The organism is Palleronia salina (assembly GCF_900141995.1).
In the GTDB taxonomy this organism is placed as follows: Bacteria; Pseudomonadota; Alphaproteobacteria; order Rhodobacterales; family Rhodobacteraceae; genus Palleronia; species Palleronia salina.
Genome location: NZ_FQZA01000007.1, coordinates 89697 through 114057 on the forward strand (window position 1 = coordinate 89697; position 24361 = coordinate 114057).

Genomic DNA, 24361 nt, shown 5'->3' on the forward strand with positions numbered 1-24361 from the left:
CATGAGCGCAAGCGAGCCACCGGTGACCGATGAGACGCCACGCCGCCGTTGGGTATGGCGGCTGGCCACGGCGCTTGCGCTGGCCGCGGCGGTGTCGGTCGTGTGGTTCACCAACATCCTGCTGACCGAACGATTCACCGAAAGCACCCGCAATCGCGCCGAGGTGCGGCTTGCCCTTTACTCGGGCAACCTGATGAGCGCGCTGCAGCGGGCCGGCGTCGTGCCGCTGCTGCTCAGCCGGGATCCGGCGCTGATCGGGGCGCTGACTTCGAACGATTTCACCACGACCAGCCAACGGCTGATCTCGTATCTCGAGGAAATCGGCGCGGCCTCGCTGTTGTTGCTGGACCGCGACGGGCGCGCGGTGGCGGCCACCGACCGGGCGCGGCTGGGATCGAACCACCGGCAGGAGCCCTATTTCATCAACGCGATCCGTGGCGACGGCACGGTCTTTTCGACCACGCAGCGCGACAGCGGTGCCTTCGCCTTCAGTTATTCCCGGGCGATCCGCGTGGGCGGCAACCTGACTGGCGTGATCGTGGTGGGCGTGGACCTGCGCCAGTTCGAGGAAAGCTGGGCGGGGTTCTCCGACGCCGTCATGGTCACCGACAGCGAAGGCCAGATCGTGCTGGCGACGGAGTCGCGCTGGCGCGGGCTGACCGAGGACGTGGCGCTGGAACGCCGCTCGGCCACGGGCGCGATCCAGCGGGCGATCCGCGCCACCGCCGACTGGACCGCGCTGCCCGCCGACGCCTACCTGTCGGGCGAGGCGGTCATGCGGCAGTCCACGCGCATCCCGTTCCAGGGCTGGCGGATGACGAGCTTTACCAACTACGCCTCGGTGCGCGACCAGGTGAACGGCGTTCTGGCGATCGAGATCATGGGCTTCGCCCTTCTGATCGCGGCGGGCTCGTGGCTGGCGAGCCGGAAGGCGCTGAGCCGGTCCATCTTCTTCCAGCGCGAGTCGGCTGAACTTCGCGCGTTGAACGGTGCCTTGCAGCGGGAAATCGCCGAGCGGGAAAAGGCCGAAAAGAACCTGGAGGTGGCCGAGCAGACGGTGGCCCAGACCTCGAAACTGGCGGTGCTGGGCGAAATGTCGGCGTCGGTCAGTCACGAGCTGAACCAGCCGCTGGCGGCCATGAAGACCTACCTGGCGGGTGCGCGTCTTCTGGTGCAGCGCCATCGTCCGGACGAGGCGCTGGCGTCGTTCCGGCGGATCGACGACCTGATCGAGCGGATGGGCGCGATCACCCGGCAGCTGAAAAGCTATGCCAGGAAGGGCGGAGACGCGTTCGAGCCCATCGACCTGCGGGCGTCGCTGTCGGCCGCGCTCGCCATGATGGAGCCGCAGCTGAAGGCGCGCGATGTGACGATCAGCCGGTCGGTCCCGCCCGAGGCCGTGCCCGTCATGGCCGACCGCATCCGGGTCGAGCAGGTGATCGTGAACCTTCTGCGCAACGCCATCGACGCCACCAAGGATGTCAAGGCGCCCCGGATCGAGCTGATCCTGGCCCATGGCGACAACGCGGTTTTGACCGTGCGTGATAATGGCACCGGGATTCACGATCTCGACGCCCTGTTCGAGCCGTTCTACACGACCAAGGCGCCGGGCGACGGCACCGGGCTGGGGCTCGCGATTTCGTCCGGGATCGTGGCCGACCTGGGCGGCCGGCTGACCGCGCGCAACGCCCGGGGCGGTGGTGCGGTGTTCGAGATGCTGCTTCCCAGTCTCGAAGGGGGCCGGGAGGCGGCGGAATGACAGGAGGTGCAGTATGGCTGCGTCCATGAAGATTGCGATCATCGACGACGAACAGGACATGCGCCAATCCATCAGCCAGTGGCTGGCGTTGTCCGGCTTCGAGACCGAGACCTTCGGCTCGGCCGAGGACGCGCTGAAGGTGCTGGGGCAGGATTATCCCGGTGTCGTGGTCAGCGACATCAAGATGCCGGGCATGGACGGGATGCAGTTCCTCAAGCGCCTGATGAGCGTCGACAGCGCGTTGCCGGTCATCATGATCACCGGACACGGTGACGTGCCCATGGCGGTCGAGGCCATGCGCGTGGGTGCCTTCGATTTCCTGGAGAAACCCTTCAACCCCGAGCGCATGACCGAGCTGGCCAAGCGCGCGGTGGGCAAGCGGCGCCTGACGCTGGACAACCGCGCCCTGCGGCGCGAGCTGTCGGACGGCACCGGCATCATGAAGAAGCTGATCGGCTCGTCCCCGGTGATGGAGCGTCTGCGCGAGGATATCCTCGACCTGGGCCAGGCCGACGGGCACGTCCTGATCGACGGCGAGACCGGCACCGGCAAGACGCTGGTGGCCCACGCCCTGCACGCCGTGGGGGCCAAGGCGGGCCGCAAGTTCGTCCTGTTCTCCTGCGCGGGCCAGGACGAGGAAACGCTCTCCGCGCACCTGTTCGGGGCAGGGGGCGAAGACATTCCGCTGCTGGAGCAGGCGCGCGGCGGCACGCTGGTGCTGGAGGATATCGACGCGCTGCCCAGCGGGTTGCAGGCGCGCCTCCTGACCTGGATGAACGAGCAGGGCACGCCGGCCGAGACGCGGCTGATCGCCATCTCGAACCTCAGCGAACAGGGCAAGACCTGCGAGGACGTGCTGCGCCCGGATCTCTACTACCGGCTCGCCGCGATGAAGATCACCCTGCCGCCACTGCGCCAGCGGGGCGAGGATATCCTGACCCTTTTCGCCCGCTTTTCCGAGCAGGCCGCCGAGGAATACGGCTGCGACGCGCCCGAGGTGAATGCGCAGGAGGCCGCGCAGCTGCTCCAGGCCCCGTGGCCGGGAAATATTCGCCAGCTGATCAACGTGGCCGAACGCGCGGTCATGCAGAACCGGCGCGGCTCGGGCAAGATCTCGAGCCTGCTCATGGCCGACGAGAACGACGCCGAGCCGGGAATGACCACCGAGGGCAAGCCGCTCAAGGAATATGTCGAGGCGTTCGAGCGGATGCTGATCGACAACACGATGCGCCGCCATCGCGGCTCGATCGTCGCCGTGATGGACGAGCTGTGCCTGCCACGGCGGACCCTGAACGAGAAAATGGCCAAGTACGGCCTGACGCGATCGGACTATCTCGGCGGCTGATCCACGCCCCATACACAGCAAATCCGCCGTGCGCCGGGTCCCCAAGGGTTGGGCCCGGGCGCGGGTGCGCACCCATGGGTTGTCGCGGATCGCGCATATTGTCGTTGTAAATCGGTCGCCATCTCCTCTATGAAGAAGGGTAGCGGATGACCGATGGACACATGTCCGTGTCGCCCCCTCGATTTCGCTGGCGGAGATCGACACCGGACAAACCGTGTGTCCCGGCAGACAGATCTGGGCCGAGAGGCCCGTGATAATTCCGGCAAAGGATGCGTCCGCGCCGGATCCCGAATGGACGATTGGAGCGCTGCTTCACTTGTCGGAGATGAACTGCGATGCGCCGCGCGCCTAGGACAGACCAGCCGATCATGGGGCCCATCGGGCGCCCCCGGCGGTCGCTTTGCGGCCCAGCCATCGCCTGTGACAGACAATCCGTGCCCCCATGCACAGCACCCCCGCAGGTCGCTGCGCCGCCCGGATTGCGGAATTTGGATTTATGGCAAAAAAGATGCTCATCGACGCCACCCACGCGGAAGAGACCCGCGTCGTGGTGGTGGACGGAAACAAGGTCGAGGAATTCGATTTTGAATCCGAGAACAAGCGCCAGCTCGCTGGCAACATCTACCTCGCAAAGGTAACGCGGGTCGAACCGTCGCTTCAGGCGGCCTTTGTCGATTACGGCGGCAACCGCCACGGCTTCCTGGCCTTCTCGGAGATCCACCCCGACTATTACCAGATCCCGGTCGCCGACCGCGAAGCCCTGCTGGCCGAGGAAATGGCCGAGGCCGAGGAAGAGGCCCGGGAAGAGGAAAAGCCCAAGCGTCGCAGCCGTAGCCGGAGCCGCGCCAAGGCCGCCGACACCAACACCGACGACGCCGTGACCAGCGCGCCGGGCGAGGGCGACGGCGCGGATGCCGACGAACTGGCCGACGCCAAGACCGCCGCCGTCATCGACGGTGTGCCGGGCATGGACGTGGTCGATCTGACCGAGGACGACGACGGTGCCAACGCGCCCGGCGACGACGATGACGACGAGCCCAAGCCCTACGTCGCCGCCGACGATGCGTCCGAGCGGGACGACAACATCGAATCCGTCGCCGACGACGACACCCCGGACGACGTGCGCCCGCGCCGCAAGCCGCGCGCGAAGAAGTACAAGATCCAGGAAGTCATCAAGGTCCGCCAGATCCTGCTGGTGCAGGTCGTCAAGGAAGAGCGGGGCAACAAGGGCGCCGCGCTGACCACCTACCTGTCGCTGGCCGGCCGGTACTGCGTGCTCATGCCCAACACGGCGCGTGGCGGCGGCATCAGCCGCAAGATCACCAACGCCGCGGACCGCAAGAAGCTGAAGGAAATCGCCACCTCCATCGAGGTGCCGAAAGGCGCCGGGCTGATCATCCGCACCGCGGGCGCCAAGCGCACCAAGACCGAGATCAAGCGCGACTACGAGTACCTGCAGCGCATGTGGGAGCAGATCCGCGCCCTGACGCTGCAATCCATCGCGCCCGCGCCGATCTACGAGGAAGGCAACCTGATCAAGCGCTCGATCCGCGACCTCTACAACCGCGAGATCGACGAAGTGCTGGTCGAGGGCGAGGTCGGCTACCGCGTGGCCAAGGACTTCATGAAGATGATCATGCCGTCCCACGCCAAGAACGTGAAGAACTACCACGACCAGATGCCGCTGTTCGCGCGTCATCAGGTGGAAAGCTACCTGGGGGGCATGTTCAACCCGACGGTCCAGCTTCCTTCGGGCGGCTACATCGTGATCGGCGTGACCGAGGCGCTTGTGGCCATCGACGTGAACTCCGGCCGGGCCACCAAGGAAGGCTCGATCGAGGACACGGCCTACAAGACCAACATGGAGGCCGCCGAGGAAGTGGCGCGCCAGCTGCGGCTGCGCGACCTGGCCGGCCTGATCGTGATCGACTTCATCGACATGGAGGATCGCAAGCACAACGCGAATGTCGAGAAGCACTTCAAGGAAAAGCTGAAGACCGACCGCGCGCGCATCCAGGTCGGCAAGATCAGCGGTTTCGGTCTGCTGGAAATGTCGCGCCAGCGCCTGCGCCCCGGCATGATCGAGGCGACGACCCAGCCTTGCCCGCATTGCCACGGCACCGGCCTGCTGCGCTCGGACGACAACGTGTCGCTCGCCATCCTGCGCCAGCTTGAGGAAGAGGGCACGCGCAAGAAGACGCGCGAGATCTGCGTGACCGCGCCGGTGGCCATCGCCAACTACCTGATGAACCACAAGCGCGACCACATCATCCAGATCGAGGCGCGCTATGGCATGGTCGTCCGGATCGAGGCCGACGCCACGCTTGTCAGCCCCGACTACAAGCTCGAGAAATTCAAGCAGCAGATGACGCGCCAGGTCGAGCAGACCGCCGCAATCGTGTCTTCGGCTTCGATGATGGACGAGCTCGACGCGGTGGACGAGACCACCGAGGTCATCGCAGACGAAGCCCCGGCGGCGAACGGGTCCGAGCCCGCGCCGTCGCGCGGCGGATCGGACGACACGGGCGAGGACAAGCCGAAGAAGCGCCGCCGCCGCCGTCGTCGCCGCAAGGGCGGCAACGGGGACGGGGCCGACAGCGACAACGGCAACTGCCAGTCCGAGACTCAGACTGCCGACGCCAAGTCCGGCGACCAGTCCAGGCAGGACGATGACGCCAAGGCGCCCGACAGCAATGGAGAGGCCAAGCCGGCCGACCAGAACGCGCAGGACGACGACGACTCGTCCGGTGACAAGCCCAAGCGCAAGCGGTCGCGTGGCGGCCGTCGGCGCAAGCCGGCCGATCCCGTCGCCTCGGAAGCCGCGGCAGAGACCGACGCGCCCAAGACCGACGATCAGACCGAGGTCGCCGCGCGGGCAGAGACCCCCGCCGCCGCACCCGTGGATGAAACGGCCAGCGACGACAGTGCGCCGGCCATGGATCAGCCCGTCTCGGACGAGGTGAAGGACCAGATCAGCGCGGACGCCCCCGTCGCGCCGCCGGTCGCGGAAAACGAGCCCGAAAGCCCGGCGCCCGTGGCTGAGACCAAGGCCGACGACGCGCCCGCCCCCGAGCCTGCGGATTCCGAGCCCGAGAAGGCCGAGCCGGCCATGGCCGATGCCGACCAAGGGTCCGACGAGTCGCAAAAGCCGAAGAAACGCGGTTGGTGGTCGCTGAGAAGCTAGGATCCGAACGCGCCCGGCCCCCGTGCCGGGCGCGTGTCGTTCCAGGCCCCGCGGGATGAACCCCGAGGCCGCCGCGCGCAACGTCGCGCTTTACCCGTGGTTCAAGTTCTTCCAGTCGCTTCTGTTCTGGCAGGCAGTCTGGTTTCTCTATTTCCAGTCCAGCCTGTCGGCCGCGGCAGCCGTGGCGCTCTATGCCGTCTACGATACCGCAACGCTGATCCTCGAGGTTCCGTCGGGCTATGCCTCGGACCGCCTGGGGCGCCGGCCGACGCTGATCCTGGCCGCGGGATGCGGGGCGCTGGGATGCGGCCTGCTGGCGCTGGGCGGCGGGTTCGCCATCTTCGTGCTGGGGCAGGTGGCGCTGGGGGCGGCCGCGGCGCTTGCCTCGGGGACCGACAGCTCGTTCCTCTACGAATCCCTGCGGGCGCAGGGCCGCGGCGACCGGGTCGAGGCCGAGGAGCTTCGTGCCTGGCGGTTCTCGTTCTCGGCGCTGGCGCTGGCGGCGGTGTCGGGCGGGGCGCTGGGCCTCGTGTCCTTCCCGCTGACCTTCGGCCTGGGCGGCCTGGCCTTCGCCGCGGCCTGCCTGATCGCTTGGCTGTTCACCGAACCGCCGCACCGGGGGGCCGAGGCCGCCAACCCATTGCCGGGCCTGCGCGCGGCCATCTCGCGGCCCGTGCTGGCATGGCTCTTCGCGCTGGCGGTGCTCATGTACGGCTACAGCCATATCCCCTTCGTCTTCGGCCAGCCCTTCATCCTGGACGCGCTGCGCCCGCTGGGCCTGTCCGAGGGCACGCCGGCCGTCAGCGGGGTGGTCACGGCGGTCATGATGGTGGTTTCGGTCGCCGCCTCGTGGGCCGCGCCGGGGCTGCGCCGGCGGTTCGGGCTGGCGGCGCTGCTGCTCCTGGCCTTCGGGATGCAGATCGGGCTGAGCGCGGTGCTGGCCGCCAGCGCCAGCGCGCTGGTCGTCGCCATCCTGTTCCTGCGGATGGTGCCCGATGCGCTGTCGACGCCCTTCATCCTTGCGCGGATCCAGCCGCTGCTGGATGACCACACGCGCGCCACCTGCCTGTCGGTGCAAAGCCTGGCCGGTCGCGCCCTGTTCGCCGCCAGCCTTTTTGTGGCGGCCGGCGCCAGCCCCGACACCGACAGCATGCGCCACGCCGAGATGCAGCCGATCCTTGCCGCCTATGCCGCGGCGGGCCTGTTGTGTTGGCTGGGGCTGTTGCTGTGGGCGCGGCGGGTGCCGGTGGATCAGCCGGCCTTGCGCACGAAGTAGTGCTGCGCGTCGTCGCCGTCGCATTGCCCCAACAACTCGTGCCCCGCTTCGGCGCAGAAATGCGGAATGTCGACGATGGCGGCCGCGTCGTCCGCCTGCACGCGGATCACGGCGCCGGGGGCCAGCGCCTGCATCCGCTTGCGCAGCTTCAGCACGGGCAGAGGGCAAAGCAGGCCGCGCGCGTCCAGATCGTGGTCGAATGTCATGGGCGCGACACTGCCGGGGGTGTTTCACTTTGTCCACGGGCTTGTGACGCTTGTGCGGATGACGCGCTGCGCCCGCTGGGCTAAGCAGACCCCATGCATGGATTCGACATCATCGATGCGAGCCTTCTGCCCGCGTTGCTGATCGCGCTCAGCGCGGGGCTGCTGTCGTTCCTGAGCCCCTGCGTGCTGCCGATCGTGCCGCCCTACCTGGCCTACATGGGCGGGATTTCGATGTCCGAGATCCAGGCGGGCACGGTCCAGCGACGCCGCGCGATGCTGCCCGCGCTGTTCTTCGTGCTGGGCCTTTCGACGGTCTTCCTGATCCTCGGGTTCACGGCATCGGCCTTCGGCGCGTTTTTCCTGCAATATCAGGATATAATGACGAAGATCTCAGGTGCCGTGGTAACGATCTTCGGCCTGCATTTCTTGGGCGTCTTCCGCATCCCCATCCTCGACCGCGAGGCGCGGCTCGATGCCGGTGATCGCGGCGGCAGCGGGCTGGGCGCATACGTCCTGGGGCTGGCCTTCGCCTTCGGCTGGACGCCCTGCATCGGCCCGCAGCTGGGCGCGATCCTCAGCCTTGCCGCGTCCGAGGCCGACGTCGCGCGCGGCACGACCCTGCTGGCCGTCTATGCCGCCGGACTGGGAATCCCGTTCCTTCTGGCGGCCCTGTTCATCCAGCGGGCGATGGGCGTGATGAACCGGATCAAGCGGCACATGAAGGCGATCGAGCGGGCCATGGGCGCGCTGCTGGTCGTGGTCGGGGTCGCCCTGATGACCGGGGCCTTCACCGCGTTCTCGTTCTGGCTGCTCAACACGTTTCCCGGGCTGGCCCTTCTGGGCTAATCGGGGCGTTCCGCTACTTATTGTTGCCCGATTTCGTTGCTATCCTTCGCCCAAGCACGAGGGATGTCGCCGATGGAAACCGCCGCCAGCCGCCCGGTCAAGACGCGCCGGGTCTTCTACCTGCCGGGATATGACCCGATCCACCCGCGCCGCTACCGCGAGCTCTACCGAAAGGAAAGCAAGCAGCAGGCGGCCCTTTCGGGATACGAGATCGGGATCAAGCCGCGACAGGGCAAGCGGTATGGCTGGGACGTGGGCGCCCGGATCGAGGGGCGCACGGCGCTGAGCTCGGTCGAGGTGCTGGTCTGGTCCGACATCGTGCGCAAATCCATGGATAGCGGCATCGCGGCGACCTACGCGCAGCTGGCGCGCACGGCCTGGACCTATATCGCCTCGGGCGCGCTGCGGCGGCTCATGTGGCTGCGCAAGGGGCCGGTCATCGCCGCGCTCTACCCGGTGGGGATGCTGCTTCTCCAGCTCGTCCTCGCGGTGGTGGCGGGGCGCATCGTGGGATCGGCACTCACCTTCGGCCTGACCGTGGGACTGCACCCTTTCGGGATCGGCCTGGGGTGGGTCGGCCCGGTCATCGAGCTGGTCGTCGGCGCTGCGGTGGCGGTGGCGGCCCTGCGCGGGTTTCGCAGGATCGATAACAGGCTCTACGCCTATTACCTGATGCACGATTACGCCTTCGCGGCGCGGTGGAACGGGGCCAACCCGCCCGCGCTCGAGGCGCGGATGGCCGAGTTCGGCGGTGCCATCGCTGCCGCGCTGGCCGAGGACGTGGACGAAGTGCTGGTCATCGGGCACAGCTCGGGCGCGCACTTGGCGGTGTCGATCCTCGCGGACCTGATCCGCGACGGGAAGGTGCCGGCCAACGGCCCGGTTCTGTCCTTCCTGTCGCTGGGGCAGGTCATCCCGATGATGAGCTTCCTGCCCGCCGCGGACCGGCTGCGGGCCGACCTGCGGTTCCTGTCCACGACCGACCGGCTGACCTGGGTGGACGTGACCGCGCCCGGCGATGGCTGCTCGTTTGCCCTGTGCGATCCGGTTGCCGTCTCGGGCGTCGCGCCCGCGACCGGGCAGCGTTGGCCGTTGGTGCTGTCGGCGGCCTTCACCCAGACGTTGCGGGACGAGACGTGGAAAAAGCTGCGCTGGCGATTCTTCCGGCTGCATTTCCAGTATCTCTGCGCCTTCGACGCGCTGCTCGACGATCCGGGCCGTTACGATTATTTCGCGATCACGGCCGGGCCGCAGACCCTCGCCGCGCGGCTGGCTGGGCGCAAGCCTTCGGCCTCGCGCATCGACGTGGCCGCCTCGTCCCATACCTCCATGGCCGCATGACATTGCCGCCCAAGCCGGCGGCGCGACCCGACAGGGTGCCGCTCTGGCGGTATTTCAAGCTGTTCCGCGCCGATATCCTGTCCGCGCAGCCCGCGCGGCTCTATCGCGCTTGGATGGCCGAGTTCCGCACGCCATTCTTCCGGTCCTTCATGGTGAACGACCCGGGCGTCCTGCGGCTGGTGCTGCGCGACCGGCCCGCCGATTTTCCCAAGGCCGACCGCGTGGGCGAGGGGCTGCGCCCGTTGCTGGGCCGTTCGGTCTTCGTCACGAACGGCGCGGAATGGGCGCGCCAGCGGCGGATCATCGACCCGGCCTTCGCGGGCGGACGGCTGCGCGATACCTTCCCGGCCATGCTGGAGGCCGCGCGCGCCGGGGCCGGGCGGCTGCAAACCGGCGTGCAGGATGTCGAGCCCGAGGCCAGCCATGCCGCCGCCGACGTGATCTTCCGCACGCTGTTCTCGATCCCGATCGAGCATCAGGTCGCGGCGCGGGTCTTCGACGAGTTCCGGGCCTACCAGCGGACCCAGCCCCTGATGAACCTGGGCGCCTTCCTGCGTCTGCCGTCCTGGGCGCCGCGCCTGCACCGCCGCCGCACCCGCGCGGCGGCCAGGCGCATCCGCGGCCTGATCGCGGGTCTGGTCGATCAACGCCTTGCCGAGGTGGCCGAGGGGCGCGCGCCAGATGACCTGGCCACCAAGATCCTGACCACCGCCGATCCCGAGACCGACGAGCGCTTCGACGCGGACGAGATGGTGGACCAGGTGGCGATCTTCTTCCTGGCGGGGCACGAGACCAGCGCGGCGGCCCTGGGCTGGGCGCTGTACCTGCTGGCGACCCATCCCGAGATCCAGGACCGTGTGGCGGCCGAGGCGCGGGAGTACATGGCTGACCCGACCTTCGCGCGCCTGTCGGTCCTGAAAACCACCCGCGACGTGTTCCGCGAGACCCTGCGACTGTATCCACCCGTGCCGATGATGGTGCGCGAGACGAGCCGCGCCGAGCGGCTGCGCGACCGTGACGCACGCCGGGGCGACCTGGTGGTGCTGAGCCCCTGGCACCTGCACCGGCACGAACGGCTTTGGAAAAATCCCGATGCCTTCGACCCCGACCGCTGGCAGGACCCGGCCACCCGCGACAGCCAGCGCGACGCATACATGCCGTTCTCGGCCGGGCCACGGGTCTGCACCGGCGCGGGCTTCGCCATGGCCGAGGGGGTGATCCTGCTGGCCGCGATCCTTGCGCACTGGCGCCTGGCCCCGGTTGCGGGGCGCGTGCCGGTGCCCCAGGCGCATCTGACGGTGCGGGCGGCGGAGGGGATTTGGTTGGACCTGTCGCCCAGATGATCCGGGATCATCTGTTCGAGACGATCTAAGATAGTCTCCCGGAGATCATCGCAGATGATCTCATCACAGGCTCAGCAAACCACACGCACCGGTTCGTTGTTGCAGAAAATGACGAACTGGCCGGCATTCTCGACGGCGTGGAAGCCACGGCGTTCCAGCTCGGCACGGAAGGCAGCGCGGCCCATCACCCGCTCCACATCGCGCGCGGCGCGGCGCACCACGCCGCCGGCCATGGCCGATTTGCTTCGGAAGATCTGGAACAGGAACTGGTCGGGCGTGATGGTCTCGTATCGCTCTTGCATCGCACGAGCGTGCCATGAACCTGGTTAAGAGTTCCTTTCAAGCACCCGTTCCAGAACGAAAACCCGGATCGCCGAGGCGAGCCCGGTCTCGGGGTCGCGCGCGGCGTCGATGGCGGCGGCCAGGTCGTTGAGCGGGCGCCCGTCCTCGGCCGCGATGCGCCGGAATTCCCGCCAGAACGGGTCTTCCAGCGACACGGAGGTGCGATGCCCCCGCAGGGTGAGCGAGCGCTTGACCGGTGGCCCGCTCACTCGTCCTCGGTGAACTTGTGGCCGTCGAGAAGCGCCCGGGCGCGGTCGGTGCGGGCGGCCTCGGCCACCCGCTCGGCCTTGCTGCGGCCGTGTTTCGCGGCGTTGGCGTCGGCCCGCGCCTTGTCGTCGGACCGCTGGCGCGCCTTGCGGGCCTTGTTCAGATTGATCGGGCCATCGCTCATTTGGGGCCGATCATCTGCTCGGGACGGACCACGCGCTCGAACGTCTCGGCATCGACGAAGCCCAGGTTGATGGCCTCTTCCTTCAGGGTCGTGCCGTTCTTGTGCGCGGTCTTGGCGACCGTCGTGGCGTTGTCATAGCCGATCTCGGGCGCCAGCGCGGTGACCAGCATCAGAGACTCGCGCATGAGCTTGCCGATGCGATCCTCGTCGGCGCGGATGCCTGCCACGCAATTGTCGGTGAAGGCCACGCAGGCGTCGCCCAGAAGCTGCATGGATTGCAGCACGTTGTAGGCCATCATCGGCTTCATCACGTTCAGCTCGAAATGGCCCTGGCTGCCGGCGAAGCCCACGGCGGCGTCGTTGCCCATGACATGGGCGCAGACCTGGGTGATCGCCTCGACCTGGGTGGGATTCACCTTGCCGGGCATTATCGAGCTTCCGGGCTCGTTCTCGGGCAGCATCAGCTCGCCCAGGCCGCAGCGGGGGCCCGAGCCCAGCATGCGGATGTCGCAGGCGATCTTGTAGATGGACGCGGCCACGGTCTTCAGCGCGCCCGAGAGCTCGACCAGCGTGTCGTGGGCGGCCAGCGCCTCGAACTTGTTGGGCGCGGTGACCAGCGGCAGGCCGGTGATGTCGGCCATGTGGCCCGCGACTTCCTCGCCCCAGCCCTCGGGGGTGTTCAGCCCGGTGCCCACGGCGGTGCCGCCCTGGGCCAGTTGGTGCAGGCGGGGCAGGGTGGCCTCGACCCGCTCGATCCCCATGGCGACCTGATGCGCGTAGCCCGAGAACTCCTGTCCCAGGGTAAGCGGCGTCGCGTCCATGGTGTGCGTCCGGCCGATCTTGATGATGGCGTCCCATTCCTTCGCCTTGGCGTCCAGCGCCGCGTGCAGGTGGCGCAGGCCCGGCAGCAGCGTGTCGCGCACCGTGGTGGCGCAGGCAATGTGCATGGCGGTGGGGAAGGTGTCGTTGCTGGACTGGCCCATGTTGCAATGGTCGTTGGGATGGACCGGGTCCTTCGAGCCGATCTCGCCGCCCATGATCTCGATCGCGCGGTTGGCGATGACCTCGTTGGCGTTCATGTTCGACTGGGTGCCCGAGCCGGTCTGCCACACGACCAGCGGGAAGTGGTCGTCGAGCTTGCCGGCCACCACCTCGGACGCGGCCGAGATGATCGCGTCGGCGCGGCCGTCGTCCAGCTTGCCGCGCGCCTTGTTGGCCATGGCGCAGGCCTGCTTGATGACGCCCAGCGCGCGCACGATGGCCACCGGCTGACGCTCCCACCCGATGGGGAAGTTCATCAGCGACCGCTGGGTCTGTGCGCCCCAGTACTTGTCTGCGGGCACGTCGAGCGGGCCAAAGCTGTCTGTTTCGGTGCGGGTGCCGGTCATCTGCGGGGTCCTCACATGCGGTCCTTGGGTTTGCCCCATGGACTAGCGCAGCGCCGCGCCCGCGACAACGGCGCGCGTGGCCCGCTACTTGCGGAAGGCGTCCAGGCTGACCACGTCGGCGTCCTTCTTGGGCTTGGGCTTCGCCTCGGCGTCATCATCGATGTCGATCATGCCGGCGGGCGCGACATCCTCGTCGTCATCGTCGGACGAGTCCTCGTCCTCCTGCGTCTCGAAGCGCAGGCCGAATTCGACCGAAGGGTCCACGAAGGTGCGGATGGCGTCGTAGGGGATGTATAGCGGCTCGGGGCTGTCACCGAAGTTCAGGGTGACGGAAAAGCCTTCGCCGGTCACCTCCAGCCCGTCGTACCAGTGCTGCATGACCACCGTCATTTCGCCCGGATAACGGTCGGACAGCCAGTCGGCGATCTCGACGTCGGGGTGCATCGTGTCGAAGGTGATGAAGAAATGGTGGTCGCCCGGCAGGCCGTGGTCGCGCACATCCTCGAGCACGCGGCGGATCAGGCCCCGCATGGCCGCGTGCATCAGGTTGCCGTAATCGATCTTGCGCGTCATCGCCTCTGCCCTTGTCGGTTCCTCTGACCATACGACATTCGCAAGCGATGAAAAGGGACGAAAGGCCCCGTGCGGAGACCCGCGCAAAGATGAAATTCGGGGGATGAAAATGCAGGCTTCTGTTGCCAGGTGCCTGCGAACCCCGCCTTACGCTGCTAGGCGCAAGGACTTAGATTTCGGTCTGTTACAGCTTAGGCTGCAACGGCGACCGGAGCACGATTGTCGTTGGCAATTGTACTTTTCTGCACCGATATCGGTGGTAGCTCACCGAGACAAAGCAACCCCTTTAGACGTCCGTCGATCCTGTTTCGGCCCCATGAGCCCCCAACGAGGGAATTTGGTGGAGCCGCCGGGTACCGCCCCCGGGTCCGATCCGCTTATTACGAGCGCGTTTATGTCCATAGTTCCTTGCGGAACACCCCAGAAATAGGGGGCGCGGGCGGTCGGTTCAAGCCCGAAGCGCGACGCTCAGGCCAGATTGATCCAGATGCCGACGATGCCCACCACGGCCTCGACCGCGAAGAAGATCACCTTCGACCGGGTCACGCCGTCGAGCAGCAGGGACGTGGCGCGCCCCACGGCCCCTCCGCCCCAGGCAAAGCCGATCATGGCATAGGCGATGGGGTCGCCGATCAGCAGCGCGCCCAGACCCAGCCCCACGAACAGCGCGCCCGAGGCGGCGCGCACCTCGGACACGCCCATGGTCGATCCCTTGTCCTGGGTGTCGAGTTTTTCCATCGTGTAGCGCGGCGCCAGCCAGCCGATGGCGCCGAAGCCGATGGACAGAAGCGCGATGACGATGTTCAGAAGGTCGACCATGAAAACTCTCCGCTGATTTCGCCTTTAGCGACCGGCGCGGCGCAAAGTTCCGGCGCCGCGACCAATGGGCCCTGCGGATCCTGTTCGGATGCCGCGCGAAACGATTTGACTCCCATGGCCGATATGGCCGACCAAACCGGTGACTGGACCGCGAAGCAGGGAGGCGCGCGTGACCCGCTGGACTGGATGGGTGCGATCGGCGCTGTGGCTTGGCTTCTTCGCGGTGATCCTTTGCGCCTGGTGGGTGATGTACTCCATGGCGCGCATGTCCGGGGTCGACCTGCTGGGCCGCCCGGTTTCCATGAACATGATGCCCATGGACGGTTTCGGGGCGCTGTTCGTCATGTGGGCGGCGATGATGGCGGCGATGATGCTGCCGACCACGGTCCCGACCCTGCGCGCCTATGACGACCTGACGCGCAGCGCGGGCGCCACGCGGGCTGGCTGGCTGGGGGTGCTCGCCGGCTTCTTCGCCGTCTGGGTGGTCTTCGCCGCCGGTATCGCGGCGGTGCAGGTGGCCCTTTTGCGCGCGGGTGTCATCGACGACCTGGGTATCGCGACGAGCGGCCTGATCTCGGGCGGCCTTCTGATCGCCGTGGGTCTCTTCCAGTTCACCCGCGCGAAAGAGGTCTGCCACGGCGTCTGCCACGCCCCCACCACCTATTTCCTCGGTCACTGGCGCCCCGGCGGGCTTGGCGGGCTGCGCATGGGCGTTTCGCTGGGCGCCTTCTGCGTCGGCTGCTGCTGGGGCTTCATGGCGCTGGGCTTCGTCGGCGGCGTCATGAGCCTGTTGTGGATGGGCGCCGCGACGCTGTTTATGGTGCTCGAGAAATTGCCGCAGATCGGCCACCGCCTGCTTCGGCCGGCGGGCGCCGCGCTCTGTCTCGCCGGGGGCGGAATCATCGCCGCCTCGTTCCTCTGATCCGTTCCGAAAGGTTGCCCATGTCCGATACGCCCGACACGCCCGCCCCCTCCGACCGTCTGCGGGTGCGCGACCGCATCCTGCAGCAGATGGCGAACCCGCTGCGCCGGAAAAGCCAGCCGACCGAGTGGCGGATGAAGGGCGAGCTGTTCCTCAACTGCTCGTGCGAGGTGTTCTGCCCCTGCGTCGTGTCGCTGGGCGCGCACCCGCCGACCGAGGGGCACTGCCACGCCTGGATGGCCATCGCCATCGACGAGGGCCATTTCGAGGGCGAGTCGCTGGACGGGCTGAATATCGGGCTGCTGGTCGACATCCCCGGCCGCATGGCCGAGGGCAACTGGAAGGTCGCGGCCTACGTGGACGACCGCGCCAGCCAGAAGGCCTATAACGGGCTGCTGAAGATCCTGTCGGGCGCGGCGGGCGGCACCACGGGTCTGTTCACCATGCTGGTGAGCGAGATCATCGGCGCCGAGCGCGAGCGGGTCGAGATCACCCGCGAGGGCAACCGCCGCAGCATCATGGTGGGCCGCAAGATCCAGGGCGAGATCGAGACGCTGGCCGGCAAGTCGCCCGATCACCCGGTGATGATCTCGAACTCGAAATACTGGATGGGTCCCGACATCATCGCCGCGCGCGGCATCAAGTCCAAGCTGCGCGATTATGGCCGGGTGTGGGATTTCTCGGGCAAGTCGGCCGAGATCTGCCCCATCGACTGGTCGGGTCCGGGGCGGTGATCACGCCCGCCTGGGTGGCCATGATGGCGCGCTACAACGCCTGGCAGAACGGCTGGGTGATCGAGGCGTGCGAGGCCCTGGGCGAGGCCGAGCGGCGCGCGGACCGGGGCCTGTTCTTCGGGTCGGTCCACGGCACGCTGAGCCATATTCTCTGGGGTGATCACATGTGGCTGGCGCGGTTCACCGGGGGCGATCTGCCCGGCATTCGCATCGCGGACTCGGGCGATTACGTCACGGACTGGTCCGCCCTGGTGCGGCAGCGCGCCGAGACCGACGCGGCCCTTGTCGACTGGGCGGGCGGTGTGACCGGGGAGTGGCTGCACACCGATTACAGCTGGCATTCCAAGGCCGCGGGACGGCAGGTCAGCCGCCCGATGGCGCAGGTGGTCACGCATCTCTTCAATCACCAGACCCACCACCGCGGCCAGATCCATGCCGCGCTGACACGGACGGGGCAGGCGACCCGCGACACCGATCTCTTTTTCCTGGAGCCCGACTGATGGCCATGATCTCGCCCTCGCGCCGGTTGCGGCGCACGCCCTTTTCCGACGGCAACGAAGCGGCCGGCGTGAAGGGCTACACGGTCTATAACCACATGCTGCTGCCCACCGTCTTCCGCAGCATCGAGGAGGACTATCGCCACCTGAAACATGCGGTGCAGGTCTGGGACGTGGCCTGCGAACGGCAGGTCGAACTGCGCGGTCCCGACGCGGGCCGGCTCATGCAGATGCTGACGCCCCGCGACCTGCGCGGGATGCTGCCTGGCCAGTGCGCCTACGTGCCGCTGGTGGACGAGACCGGGGGCATGCTGAACGACCCCGTGGCGCTGAAGCTGGCCGAGGACCGGTGGTGGATCTCGATCGCCGACAGCGACCTGCTGCTGTGGGTCAAGGGTATCGTCTACGGCTACCGGCTGGACGTGCTGGTGGACGAGCCCGACATCGCGCCCCTGGCCGTGCAGGGCCCGAAGGCCGAGGATCTCGTCGCGCGGATCTTCGGCGACGGCGTGCGCAAGGTGCGGTTCTTCCGCTTCGGCTGGTTCGAGTTCGAGGGCACCTGGATGGTCGTCGCGCGTTCGGGCTACTCCAAGCAGGGCGGGTTCGAGATCTACGTGGACGGTTTCGACAATGGCATGCCGCTCTGGAACGCACTGATGGAGGCGGGCCGCGATCTGGACGTCCACGCGGGCTGCCCCAACTTGATCGAAAGGATCGAGAGCGGGCTTCTGAGCTATGGCAACGACATGACGCGCGAGAACACGCCCCACGAATGCGGGCTGGGCCGGTTCTGCGACACGCAGACCGCCATCGGCTGCGTGGGCCGCGACGCCCTGTTGAGGGTCAGCATGGAAGGCCCCGTGCGCCAGATCCGCGCGCTGGAGCTCGACGCGACATCGGTGCCGCCCTGCGACCGCATCTGGGACGTGACGGACGCCCGCGGCATGCGCGTGGGCCGCGTCACCTCGGCCGCGCTGTCGCCGGATTTCAACTGTGGCGTGGCCATCGGCATGGTGCGCATGACCCATTGGGACCCGGGCACGCACCTGCTGGTCCAGGGCCCGGACGGCCCCATCGACGCGCATGTGCGCGAGACATTCTGGAACTGAGGGAGAGAGAGATGTTCAAGGCGCTGCTGGTCGAGAAGGACGACGATGGCAAGACCCACGCATCCGTGCAGGAGCTGGACGACGACCGCCTGCCCGAGGGCGACGTGACGGTCGCGGTCGAGTATTCCACCGTGAACTACAAGGACGGTCTGTGCATCGGGCCGGGCGGTGGCCTCGTCCGCAACTACCCCCACGTGCCCGGCATCGACTATGCCGGCACGGTCGAGAGCAGCGAGCACGAATGCTACAAGCCAGGCGACAAGGTCGTGCTGACCGGCTGGCGCGTGGGCGAGGCCCATTGGGGCGGCTACGGCCAGAAGGCGCGGGCCAAGGCCGAATGGCTGGTGCCGCTGCCCGAGGGTCTGAGCACCAAGCAGGCGATGGCCGTGGGCACCGCCGGGTTCACCGCGATGCTGGCCGTCATGGCGTTGGAGGATCACGGGATTGACCCCGACCGGCCCGAGCCGGTGCTGGTGACCGGCGCCTCGGGCGGGGTGGGGTCGGTGGCCACGGCGATCCTGGCCAACTTGGGCTACAAGGTCGCCTGCGTCACCGGGCGCCCCGACAACGCCGATTACCTGAAGGACCTGGGCGCCACGCAGATCGTCGCGCGCGAGGACGTGGCCGAAACGGTCAAGCGCCCGCTGGAATCCGAGCAGTGGCAAGGGTGCATCGACGCCGTGGGCGGGCCAATGCTGGCGCGCGTCCTGGGGCAGATCTGCTATGGCGGGTCGGTCGCGGCCGTGGGTCTTGCGGGCGGTGCGGACCTGCCGGCCAAGGTGATCCCGTTCCTGCTGCGCGGTGTGAACCTGCTGGGCATCGACAGCGTGATGCAGCCCTACGACAACCGCCTGCGCGCCTGGCAACGGATCGCGAGCGACCTGCCCATGGACAAGCTCGAAGCCATGATCCAGCCCGCGACATTGCAGGATCTGCCCCGGCTTGGGGCCGAGATCCTGAAGGGGCAGGTGAAGGGCCGCGTTCTGGTCGACGTGGCCGGATCCTGAGGAGCTGAGGCGCTCGATCGTCGGAGATTGCAGGGAGCGCCCGGTGTGAAAAGCCGGGCGAAACCACGTCTTTTTACATAAATTTTCATTTAGGGGGATCAATCTCGCGCCCCTCCGCGTTAAACGGCGGGATGGTGTATGAGGGACGCTCGCGCCGAAATGTACAATAAACCGAGACAAGGAGGGGTAAACGACATGTCAGACACCACACAGTCACCACAACCCGATCTCGACATCCCGACACCCGATGGGGACGTCACAATCATCGAAACGGACTACTCGGTCGGTCAGGATAACGTCGAAGGCGACCTCGGGCCGCTGAAATTCGACATTCACAATCCGGTCTTCATGATCTCGTCGCTGACGGTCGTGGCTTTCGTCCTGGTCACGCTGATCTTCCAGGACCAGGCCAGCGCGGTGTTCAGCTGGATCTTCGACTTCGTCACCACGACGTTCGACTGGTTCTTCCTTTTGGCCGCGAACATCTTCGTGCTGTTCTGCCTTTTCCTGTGTGTCTCGCCCTACGGCAAGGTGCGCCTGGGCGGCGCCGACGCCAAGCCGGATTTCACCTATTTCTCATGGTTCGCGATGCTGTTCGCAGCCGGCATGGGCATCGGCCTGATGTTCTTCGGCGTGCTCGAGCCCGTGTACCACATGCAGGTTTCCGGACCTCTCGGGTTGGAAGGGCCGTTCACCGACGGCACCCTGAACGAAGAGCAGGTCGCCGAGGCGCGGGCCCACGGTCTCGCCGCCACGATCTTCCACTGGGCGCTTCATCCCTGGTCGATCTACGCCGTGGTCGCGCTGAGCCTCGCTCTGTTCACCTACAACAAGCAGCTGCCGCTTTCGATCCGCTCGGCCTTCTACCCACTGATGGGCGAACGCGTCTGGGGCTGGCCCGGTCACCTGATCGACCTGATCGCCGTCTTCGCCACGCTGTTCGGCCTGACCACGTCGCTGGGCCTTGGTGCGCAGCAGGCCACCGCGGGCATGAGCTATGTCTACGGCGTCCCCGACACCATCAACACGCAGGTCATCGTCATCATGGTCGTGACCGCCATCGCGTTGGTCTCGGTCGTGCGCGGCCTCGACGGCGGCGTGCGGGTGCTGTCGAACATCAACATGGTCTTCGCCGGAGCGCTGGTGCTGTTCGTGTTCATCTTCGGGCCGACCGCGCAGATCGTGCGCGATTTCTTCACCGGCCTTGTGACCTACGCACAGGACGTCGTGCCGCTCTCGAACCCGTTCGGCCGCGAGGATGACAGCTTCCGCGAAGGCTGGACCTCGTTCTACTGGGCCTGGTGGATCAGCTGGTCGCCCTTCGTGGGCCTGTTCATCGCCCGTGTCAGCCGTGGCCGCACCGTGCGGGAGTTCATCACCTGCGTGATCCTGATTCCGACGCTCGTGTCGGTGTTCTGGATGGCCGTCTTCGGCGGCACCGCGATCACCCAAGTGGTCGAGCAGACGACCGACAGCGGTGTCTACCAGAACGTGATCGGCAGCTACGACGCCTCCATCGCCATGTTCGCCATGCTGGGCGAGCTGCCGTTGACCAATGTCCTGTCGACGCTGGCGATCGTGCTGGTCCTGGTGTTCTTCATCACCTCGTCGGACTCGGGCTCGCTGGTCATCGACACGATCACCGCGGGCGGCAAGACCGCTGCGCCCACCGCGCAGCGCGTGTTCTGGGCCACGACCGAGGGCATCGTCGCGATCGTGCTGCTGATCGGCGGCGGGCTCGAGGCGCTGCAGGCCATGGTGAATGCCACCGGCATCTTCTTCACCTGCGTGTTGCTGGTGCTGTGCTGGTCGCTGCTACAAGGTCTGCGGTCCGAACCCAGGGGCGACTGACCCGACGGCGCGTTTCGCGCGCCGCCTGAAACACGAGACACCCGGCCGGAGAAATCCGGCCGGGTGTTTTTTTACATAGCGCGTTTGAAATGAGGCCGTCTCAAGATATAGTCCAAACAACGCTCCCAGAAAACAGACCTACAAAATGTGGATCGGGTCGCGGCACGCGGCCCCGGCAGAGGGACTATATTCAATGAAACCACCGATAACCGAGATCGACATCAAGACCGCCGACGGCGGCTTCTACGATGGCTTCACCACCCACGTGACAATCACGGCAAAGCTGATCATCGGCGCGCTCATCGTCTGGGCCGTGGCATTTCCCGAGCAGGCCGGCGCCTTCCTGTCCAACATCAACAGCTTCATCCTGGCGTTCTTCAACCTCTGGTACATCTACGCGATCGCGCTGTTCCTTCTGACGTGCTTCATCCTCGCGGCGGTCCCGAGTTCGGGGAAGCTGAAGCTCGGGCTCGATCACGAGAAGCCCGAATTCGACAACTTCTCGTGGTTCTCGATGATGTTCGGGGCCGGCATCGGGATCGGCATGCTGACCTTCGCGACAGCCGAGCCGCTCTATCACTGGCAGTCGAACCCGCAGACGATCCAGGGCATCACCACCGAGTCCGGCGCCGACAACGTTCGGGCGGCCTATCAATGGTCGTTCCTCCATTGGGGGCTGGGTGCCTGGGGCGCCTATGCGCTGGCAGGTCTGGGACTTGCGTTCTTCAGCTATCGCCGCGGCCTGCCGCTGACCATCCGCTCGTCGCTGACGCCGCTGTTCGGTGATCGCATGGCCGGCCGGACCGGGCACGTGGTCGACGTGGTCGCCGTGGTCGCGACCGTGCTGGGCGTGGCGCAGACGCTGGGCTTCGGCGTCGAGCAGTTCATCGCGGGTCTCGAGCGGATCGGCTTCGGGTCGTGGCTGACGCGCCCGGACGGTGATGGCGGAACGACCTCGACCACCGCAGGCATCATCTTCGCGCTGGTCGTCATCATGGGCGCCTCGACCCTGTCGGCGCTGTCGGGCGTGGGCAAGGGCATCAAGTGGCTGTCCAACATCAACATGGGCTTGTCGTTCTTCCTGCTGGCCTTCTTCGTGATCTTCGGGTCGACCTTCTTCGGGCTGTCGGCGCTGTTCGTCGGCATCTGGGACTACCTGGTCGCGCTGCCGGGCATGCTGTTCACCGTCTGGGATGCCGATGCCGCCGGCGTCGAGGGCGAGCTTGGCGACTGGCAGGCGGCGTGGTCGGTCTTCTACTGGGCCTGGTGGATCGCCTTCGCGCCGTTCGTCGGCCTGTTCCTCGCCCGCATTTCCAAGGGCCGCACCATCCGCGAATACGTGCTGGGGGCGCTTATCGTGCCGTCGCTCATGTGCTTCGTCTGGTTCGCGCTGGTGGGCGGCACGGCCATCGACCTCGAGCTGAGCGGCACGGCCGATGGCGCCATCGTCGGTGCGGGGCAGGAGGATCAGCTGTTCGCGATGCTGGCCGTCATGCTGCAGCCCGCGCTGGCCTGGATCTTCTCGGTCATCGTCGTGGTGCTACTGCTGACCTACCTGGTCACCTCGGCGGACTCGGCGGTTCTGATCATCAACACGATCAACGCCGCGGGCGACGAGGGCCCGAAGGCGCGCCCGCACATCCTGTTCTGGGGTGCGGCGCTGGGCCTCGTCGTCGGGTCGCTGTTGATCGGCGGGGGCCTGTCGGCCGTGCAGACGGCCATGGTGATCGGCGCGCTGCCCTTCTCGGTGGTGATGGTGCTGATGTGCGTCGCGCTCTTCAAGGCCGTCTACCGCGACTACAAGCGCGAGCAGCAGGGCATCCCGACGCTCTACGATCCGGCCCAGCCGGCCGAGTAGACAGCAGGCTGACCGGGGGCCGCGCCACGACGGCGCGGCCCTTGATCGACGGCCCGGCGTCCTAGCTTGCTGGTGCGAGCGAGAGGACGGCCATGGCAGACAATTCCCCCATCATCCTGTGGTTTAGCCGCGACCTGCGGCTGAGCGACCATCCCGCGCTGGACCGCGCCGCCGCGACGGGCCGCCCGGTGATCCCCGTTTTCGTGCATGACGAGGTGGTGGAAGGCCATGGCGCCGCGCCCAAGTGGCGGCTGGGACTCGGTGTTCGGTCGTTCGCCGAGCGCCTGGAAGGGATCGGCTCGCGCCTGATTCTGCGGCGGGGCGAAGCGGTGAAGGTGCTTCAGCAGCTGGTGGACGAAAGCGGCGCCACGACCGTGTGGTGGACCCGCGCCTACGATCCCGACAGCATCCGCCGCGACGAGGGCGTGAAATCCGCGCTGACGGGGCAGGGGACCGAGGCGGGCAGCGTGCCGGGCCACATATTGTTCGAGCCCTGGACGGTCGAGACGCAGCAGGGCGGGTTCTACAAGGTCTACACCCCCTACAAGCGCGCGGTGTGGGATCGCGAGGTCTCCCCCACGCTCAGCGCGCCGTCCGAGCTGCGGCCGCCGGACAGCTGGCCCGACAGCGACGACCTGGAGGACTGGCAGATGGGCGCGGCCATGGATCGTGGCGCCAAAATCGTCGCGGGGTTCGTCAATGTCGGCGAAGAGGCCGCGCAGCAACGGCTGGCCGCCTTCGCCCGCGATGGCATCGCCGACTACGACGACCTGCGCGACCTTCCGGCGAAGGACGGCACCTCGAACCTGAGCGAGAACCTGACCTACGGCGAGATCTCGGCCCGCGCCTGCTACCACGCCGGGATGCGCGCCATCGACGACGGCAAGGCGGGCGCCACCGCCTGGGTGGAAGAGCTGATCTGGCGCGAGTTCGCCTATCACCTCGTCTACCACACCCCGCGCCTGGTGTCGGGCAACTGGCGCGAGGACTGGGACAAGTTTCCCTGGAACGAGGACGAGCGCGTGGCCGAGGTGAAGGCCTGGAAACAGGGCCGCACCGGCATCCGCTTCGTCGACGCCGCCATGCGTGAGATGTACGTGACCGGCCGGATGCACAACCGGTCCCGCATGGTCGTTGCAAGCTACCTGACCAAGCACCTGATGTGCCACTGGAAGATCGGGATGAAGTGGTTCGAGGACTGCCTGGTCGACTGGGATCCGGCCAGCAACGCCATGGGCTGGCAGTGGTCCGCAGGATCGGGGCCCGACGCGACCCCCTATTTCCGCGTCTTCAACCCGGTGACGCAGCTGGACAAGTTCGACAAGAACCGCGCCTACGCCGACCGCTGGATCGCCGAGGGGAAATCGGACCCGCATCCCGACGCGCTGAAATACTTCGAGGCGATCCCGCGGCGCTGGCCCATGTCGCCCGATGACGATTACCCCGAACCTGTGGTCAGCCACAAAGAGGGGCGCGAGCGGGCGCTGGAGACCTACCAGAACCGCGATTTCTGATCGGCTCACGTCCGCGTGTGCGACCCGTCGCGCGGTGGACACGATACGCGGGATGG

Annotated in this window: 22 protein-coding genes and 1 other RNA gene; 15 read left to right on the top strand and 8 right to left on the bottom strand. The window is 67.2% G+C overall.

Annotated features, from left to right (window positions below; genetic code table 11):
• The first annotated feature begins 1 nt into the window (after position 1).
• The 4 genes from BUB76_RS11365 (at position 2) to BUB76_RS11380 (ending at position 7564) form a co-directional block, all read left to right on the top strand.
• Complete coding sequence (locus BUB76_RS11365) at positions 2-1759, top strand: sensor histidine kinase (protein WP_073128907.1); 1758 nt, start codon at positions 2-4, stop codon at positions 1757-1759.
• A gap of 13 nt (positions 1760-1772) precedes the next feature.
• The gene (locus BUB76_RS11370) at positions 1773-3104 is read left to right on the top strand and encodes a sigma-54-dependent transcriptional regulator (protein ID WP_073128908.1); all 1332 of its coding nucleotides are present in this window, start codon (positions 1773-1775) and stop codon (positions 3102-3104) included.
• Between the two features lie 496 nt (positions 3105-3600).
• Positions 3601-6288: a ribonuclease E/G gene (locus BUB76_RS11375; RefSeq protein WP_073128909.1), complete on the top strand. Its 2688-nt coding sequence runs from the start codon at positions 3601-3603 to the stop codon at positions 6286-6288.
• A 55-nt stretch (positions 6289-6343) separates the two neighbouring features.
• Complete coding sequence (locus BUB76_RS11380; protein WP_073128910.1) at positions 6344-7564, top strand: MFS transporter; 1221 nt, start codon at positions 6344-6346, stop codon at positions 7562-7564.
• Here BUB76_RS11380 and BUB76_RS11385 read toward each other — a convergent pair.
• Entirely contained in the window at positions 7540-7770 is a 231-nt protein-coding gene (locus BUB76_RS11385) for a sulfurtransferase TusA family protein (protein WP_073128911.1), read from the bottom strand. The genes BUB76_RS11380 and BUB76_RS11385 overlap by 25 nt on opposite strands.
• Positions 7771-7863: 93 nt before the next feature.
• On the opposite strand from BUB76_RS11385, the gene BUB76_RS11390 reads away from it, so the two are divergent.
• The 3 genes from BUB76_RS11390 (at position 7864) to BUB76_RS11400 (ending at position 11300) form a co-directional block, all read left to right on the top strand.
• Positions 7864-8616 carry a cytochrome c biogenesis CcdA family protein gene (locus BUB76_RS11390; RefSeq protein WP_073128912.1) on the top strand — a complete coding sequence of 251 codons (753 nt, stop codon included), beginning with the start codon at positions 7864-7866 and terminating at the stop codon, positions 8614-8616.
• A gap of 72 nt (positions 8617-8688) precedes the next feature.
• Positions 8689-9957, top strand: coding sequence for a hypothetical protein (locus BUB76_RS11395; RefSeq protein ID WP_073128913.1), 1269 nt, complete (start codon positions 8689-8691; stop codon positions 9955-9957).
• A complete protein-coding gene (locus BUB76_RS11400; protein WP_073128914.1) occupies positions 9954-11300 on the top strand; it encodes a cytochrome P450 in 1347 nt (448 codons plus the stop codon). The genes BUB76_RS11395 and BUB76_RS11400 overlap by 4 nt, the downstream gene beginning before the upstream one ends.
• 71 nt (positions 11301-11371) lie before the next feature.
• Here BUB76_RS11400 and BUB76_RS11405 read toward each other — a convergent pair whose 3' ends face one another.
• The 7 genes from BUB76_RS11405 to BUB76_RS11435 form a co-directional block, all read right to left on the bottom strand.
• Complete coding sequence (locus BUB76_RS11405; RefSeq protein ID WP_073128915.1) at positions 11372-11602, bottom strand: N-(5'-phosphoribosyl)anthranilate isomerase; 231 nt, start codon at positions 11600-11602, stop codon at positions 11372-11374.
• Positions 11603-11626: 24 nt separating this feature from the next.
• Positions 11627-11851 (bottom strand): ribbon-helix-helix domain-containing protein, encoded by a 225-nt coding sequence (locus BUB76_RS11410; protein ID WP_073128916.1) that lies wholly within the window; start codon positions 11849-11851, stop codon positions 11627-11629.
• A complete protein-coding gene (locus tag BUB76_RS11415) occupies positions 11848-12033 on the bottom strand; it encodes a DUF4169 family protein (protein ID WP_073128917.1) in 186 nt (61 codons plus the stop codon). Before BUB76_RS11415 ends, BUB76_RS11410 begins: the two co-directional genes overlap by 4 nt.
• On the bottom strand, positions 12030-13421 hold the full coding sequence (gene fumC, locus BUB76_RS11420) for a class II fumarate hydratase (protein ID WP_073128918.1): 1392 nt from the start codon (positions 13419-13421) through the stop codon (positions 12030-12032). Before fumC ends, BUB76_RS11415 begins: the two co-directional genes overlap by 4 nt.
• An 84-nt stretch (positions 13422-13505) precedes the next feature.
• Positions 13506-13994, bottom strand: coding sequence for an SspB family protein (locus BUB76_RS11425; protein ID WP_073128919.1), 489 nt, complete (start codon positions 13992-13994; stop codon positions 13506-13508).
• A 108-nt stretch (positions 13995-14102) separates the two neighbouring features.
• Positions 14103-14450: a transfer-messenger RNA gene (gene ssrA / locus BUB76_RS11430) on the bottom strand.
• A gap of 12 nt (positions 14451-14462) precedes the next feature.
• A complete protein-coding gene (locus BUB76_RS11435) occupies positions 14463-14813 on the bottom strand; it encodes a DUF4345 family protein (RefSeq protein ID WP_073128920.1) in 351 nt (116 codons plus the stop codon).
• A 169-nt stretch (positions 14814-14982) separates the two neighbouring features.
• Between BUB76_RS11435 and BUB76_RS11440 the strand changes: the two genes are divergently transcribed.
• The 8 genes from BUB76_RS11440 (at position 14983) to BUB76_RS11475 (ending at position 24305) form a co-directional block, all read left to right on the top strand.
• Positions 14983-15735: a DUF2182 domain-containing protein gene (locus BUB76_RS11440; RefSeq protein WP_073128921.1), complete on the top strand. Its 753-nt coding sequence runs from the start codon at positions 14983-14985 to the stop codon at positions 15733-15735.
• A gap of 20 nt (positions 15736-15755) precedes the next feature.
• Complete coding sequence (locus BUB76_RS11445; protein ID WP_073128922.1) at positions 15756-16469, top strand: DUF1326 domain-containing protein; 714 nt, start codon at positions 15756-15758, stop codon at positions 16467-16469.
• Complete coding sequence (locus BUB76_RS11450) at positions 16466-16969, top strand: DinB family protein (RefSeq protein ID WP_214607536.1); 504 nt, start codon at positions 16466-16468, stop codon at positions 16967-16969. Before BUB76_RS11445 ends, BUB76_RS11450 begins: the two co-directional genes overlap by 4 nt.
• Positions 16969-18075: a dimethylsulfoniopropionate demethylase gene (locus BUB76_RS11455; RefSeq protein ID WP_073128923.1), complete on the top strand. Its 1107-nt coding sequence runs from the start codon at positions 16969-16971 to the stop codon at positions 18073-18075. Before BUB76_RS11450 ends, BUB76_RS11455 begins: the two co-directional genes overlap by 1 nt.
• An 11-nt stretch (positions 18076-18086) precedes the next feature.
• A complete protein-coding gene (acuI, locus tag BUB76_RS11460) occupies positions 18087-19082 on the top strand; it encodes an acryloyl-CoA reductase (RefSeq protein WP_073128924.1) in 996 nt (331 codons plus the stop codon).
• Between the two features lie 195 nt (positions 19083-19277).
• A complete protein-coding gene (locus tag BUB76_RS11465) occupies positions 19278-20933 on the top strand; it encodes a BCCT family transporter (RefSeq protein ID WP_084140634.1) in 1656 nt (551 codons plus the stop codon).
• 193 nt (positions 20934-21126) lie between these two features.
• Complete coding sequence (locus tag BUB76_RS11470; RefSeq protein WP_073128925.1) at positions 21127-22791, top strand: BCCT family transporter; 1665 nt, start codon at positions 21127-21129, stop codon at positions 22789-22791.
• 92 nt (positions 22792-22883) lie between these two features.
• Positions 22884-24305 (top strand): cryptochrome/photolyase family protein, encoded by a 1422-nt coding sequence (locus BUB76_RS11475; RefSeq protein WP_073128926.1) that lies wholly within the window; start codon positions 22884-22886, stop codon positions 24303-24305.
• The last annotated feature ends 56 nt before the right edge of the window (positions 24306-24361 follow it).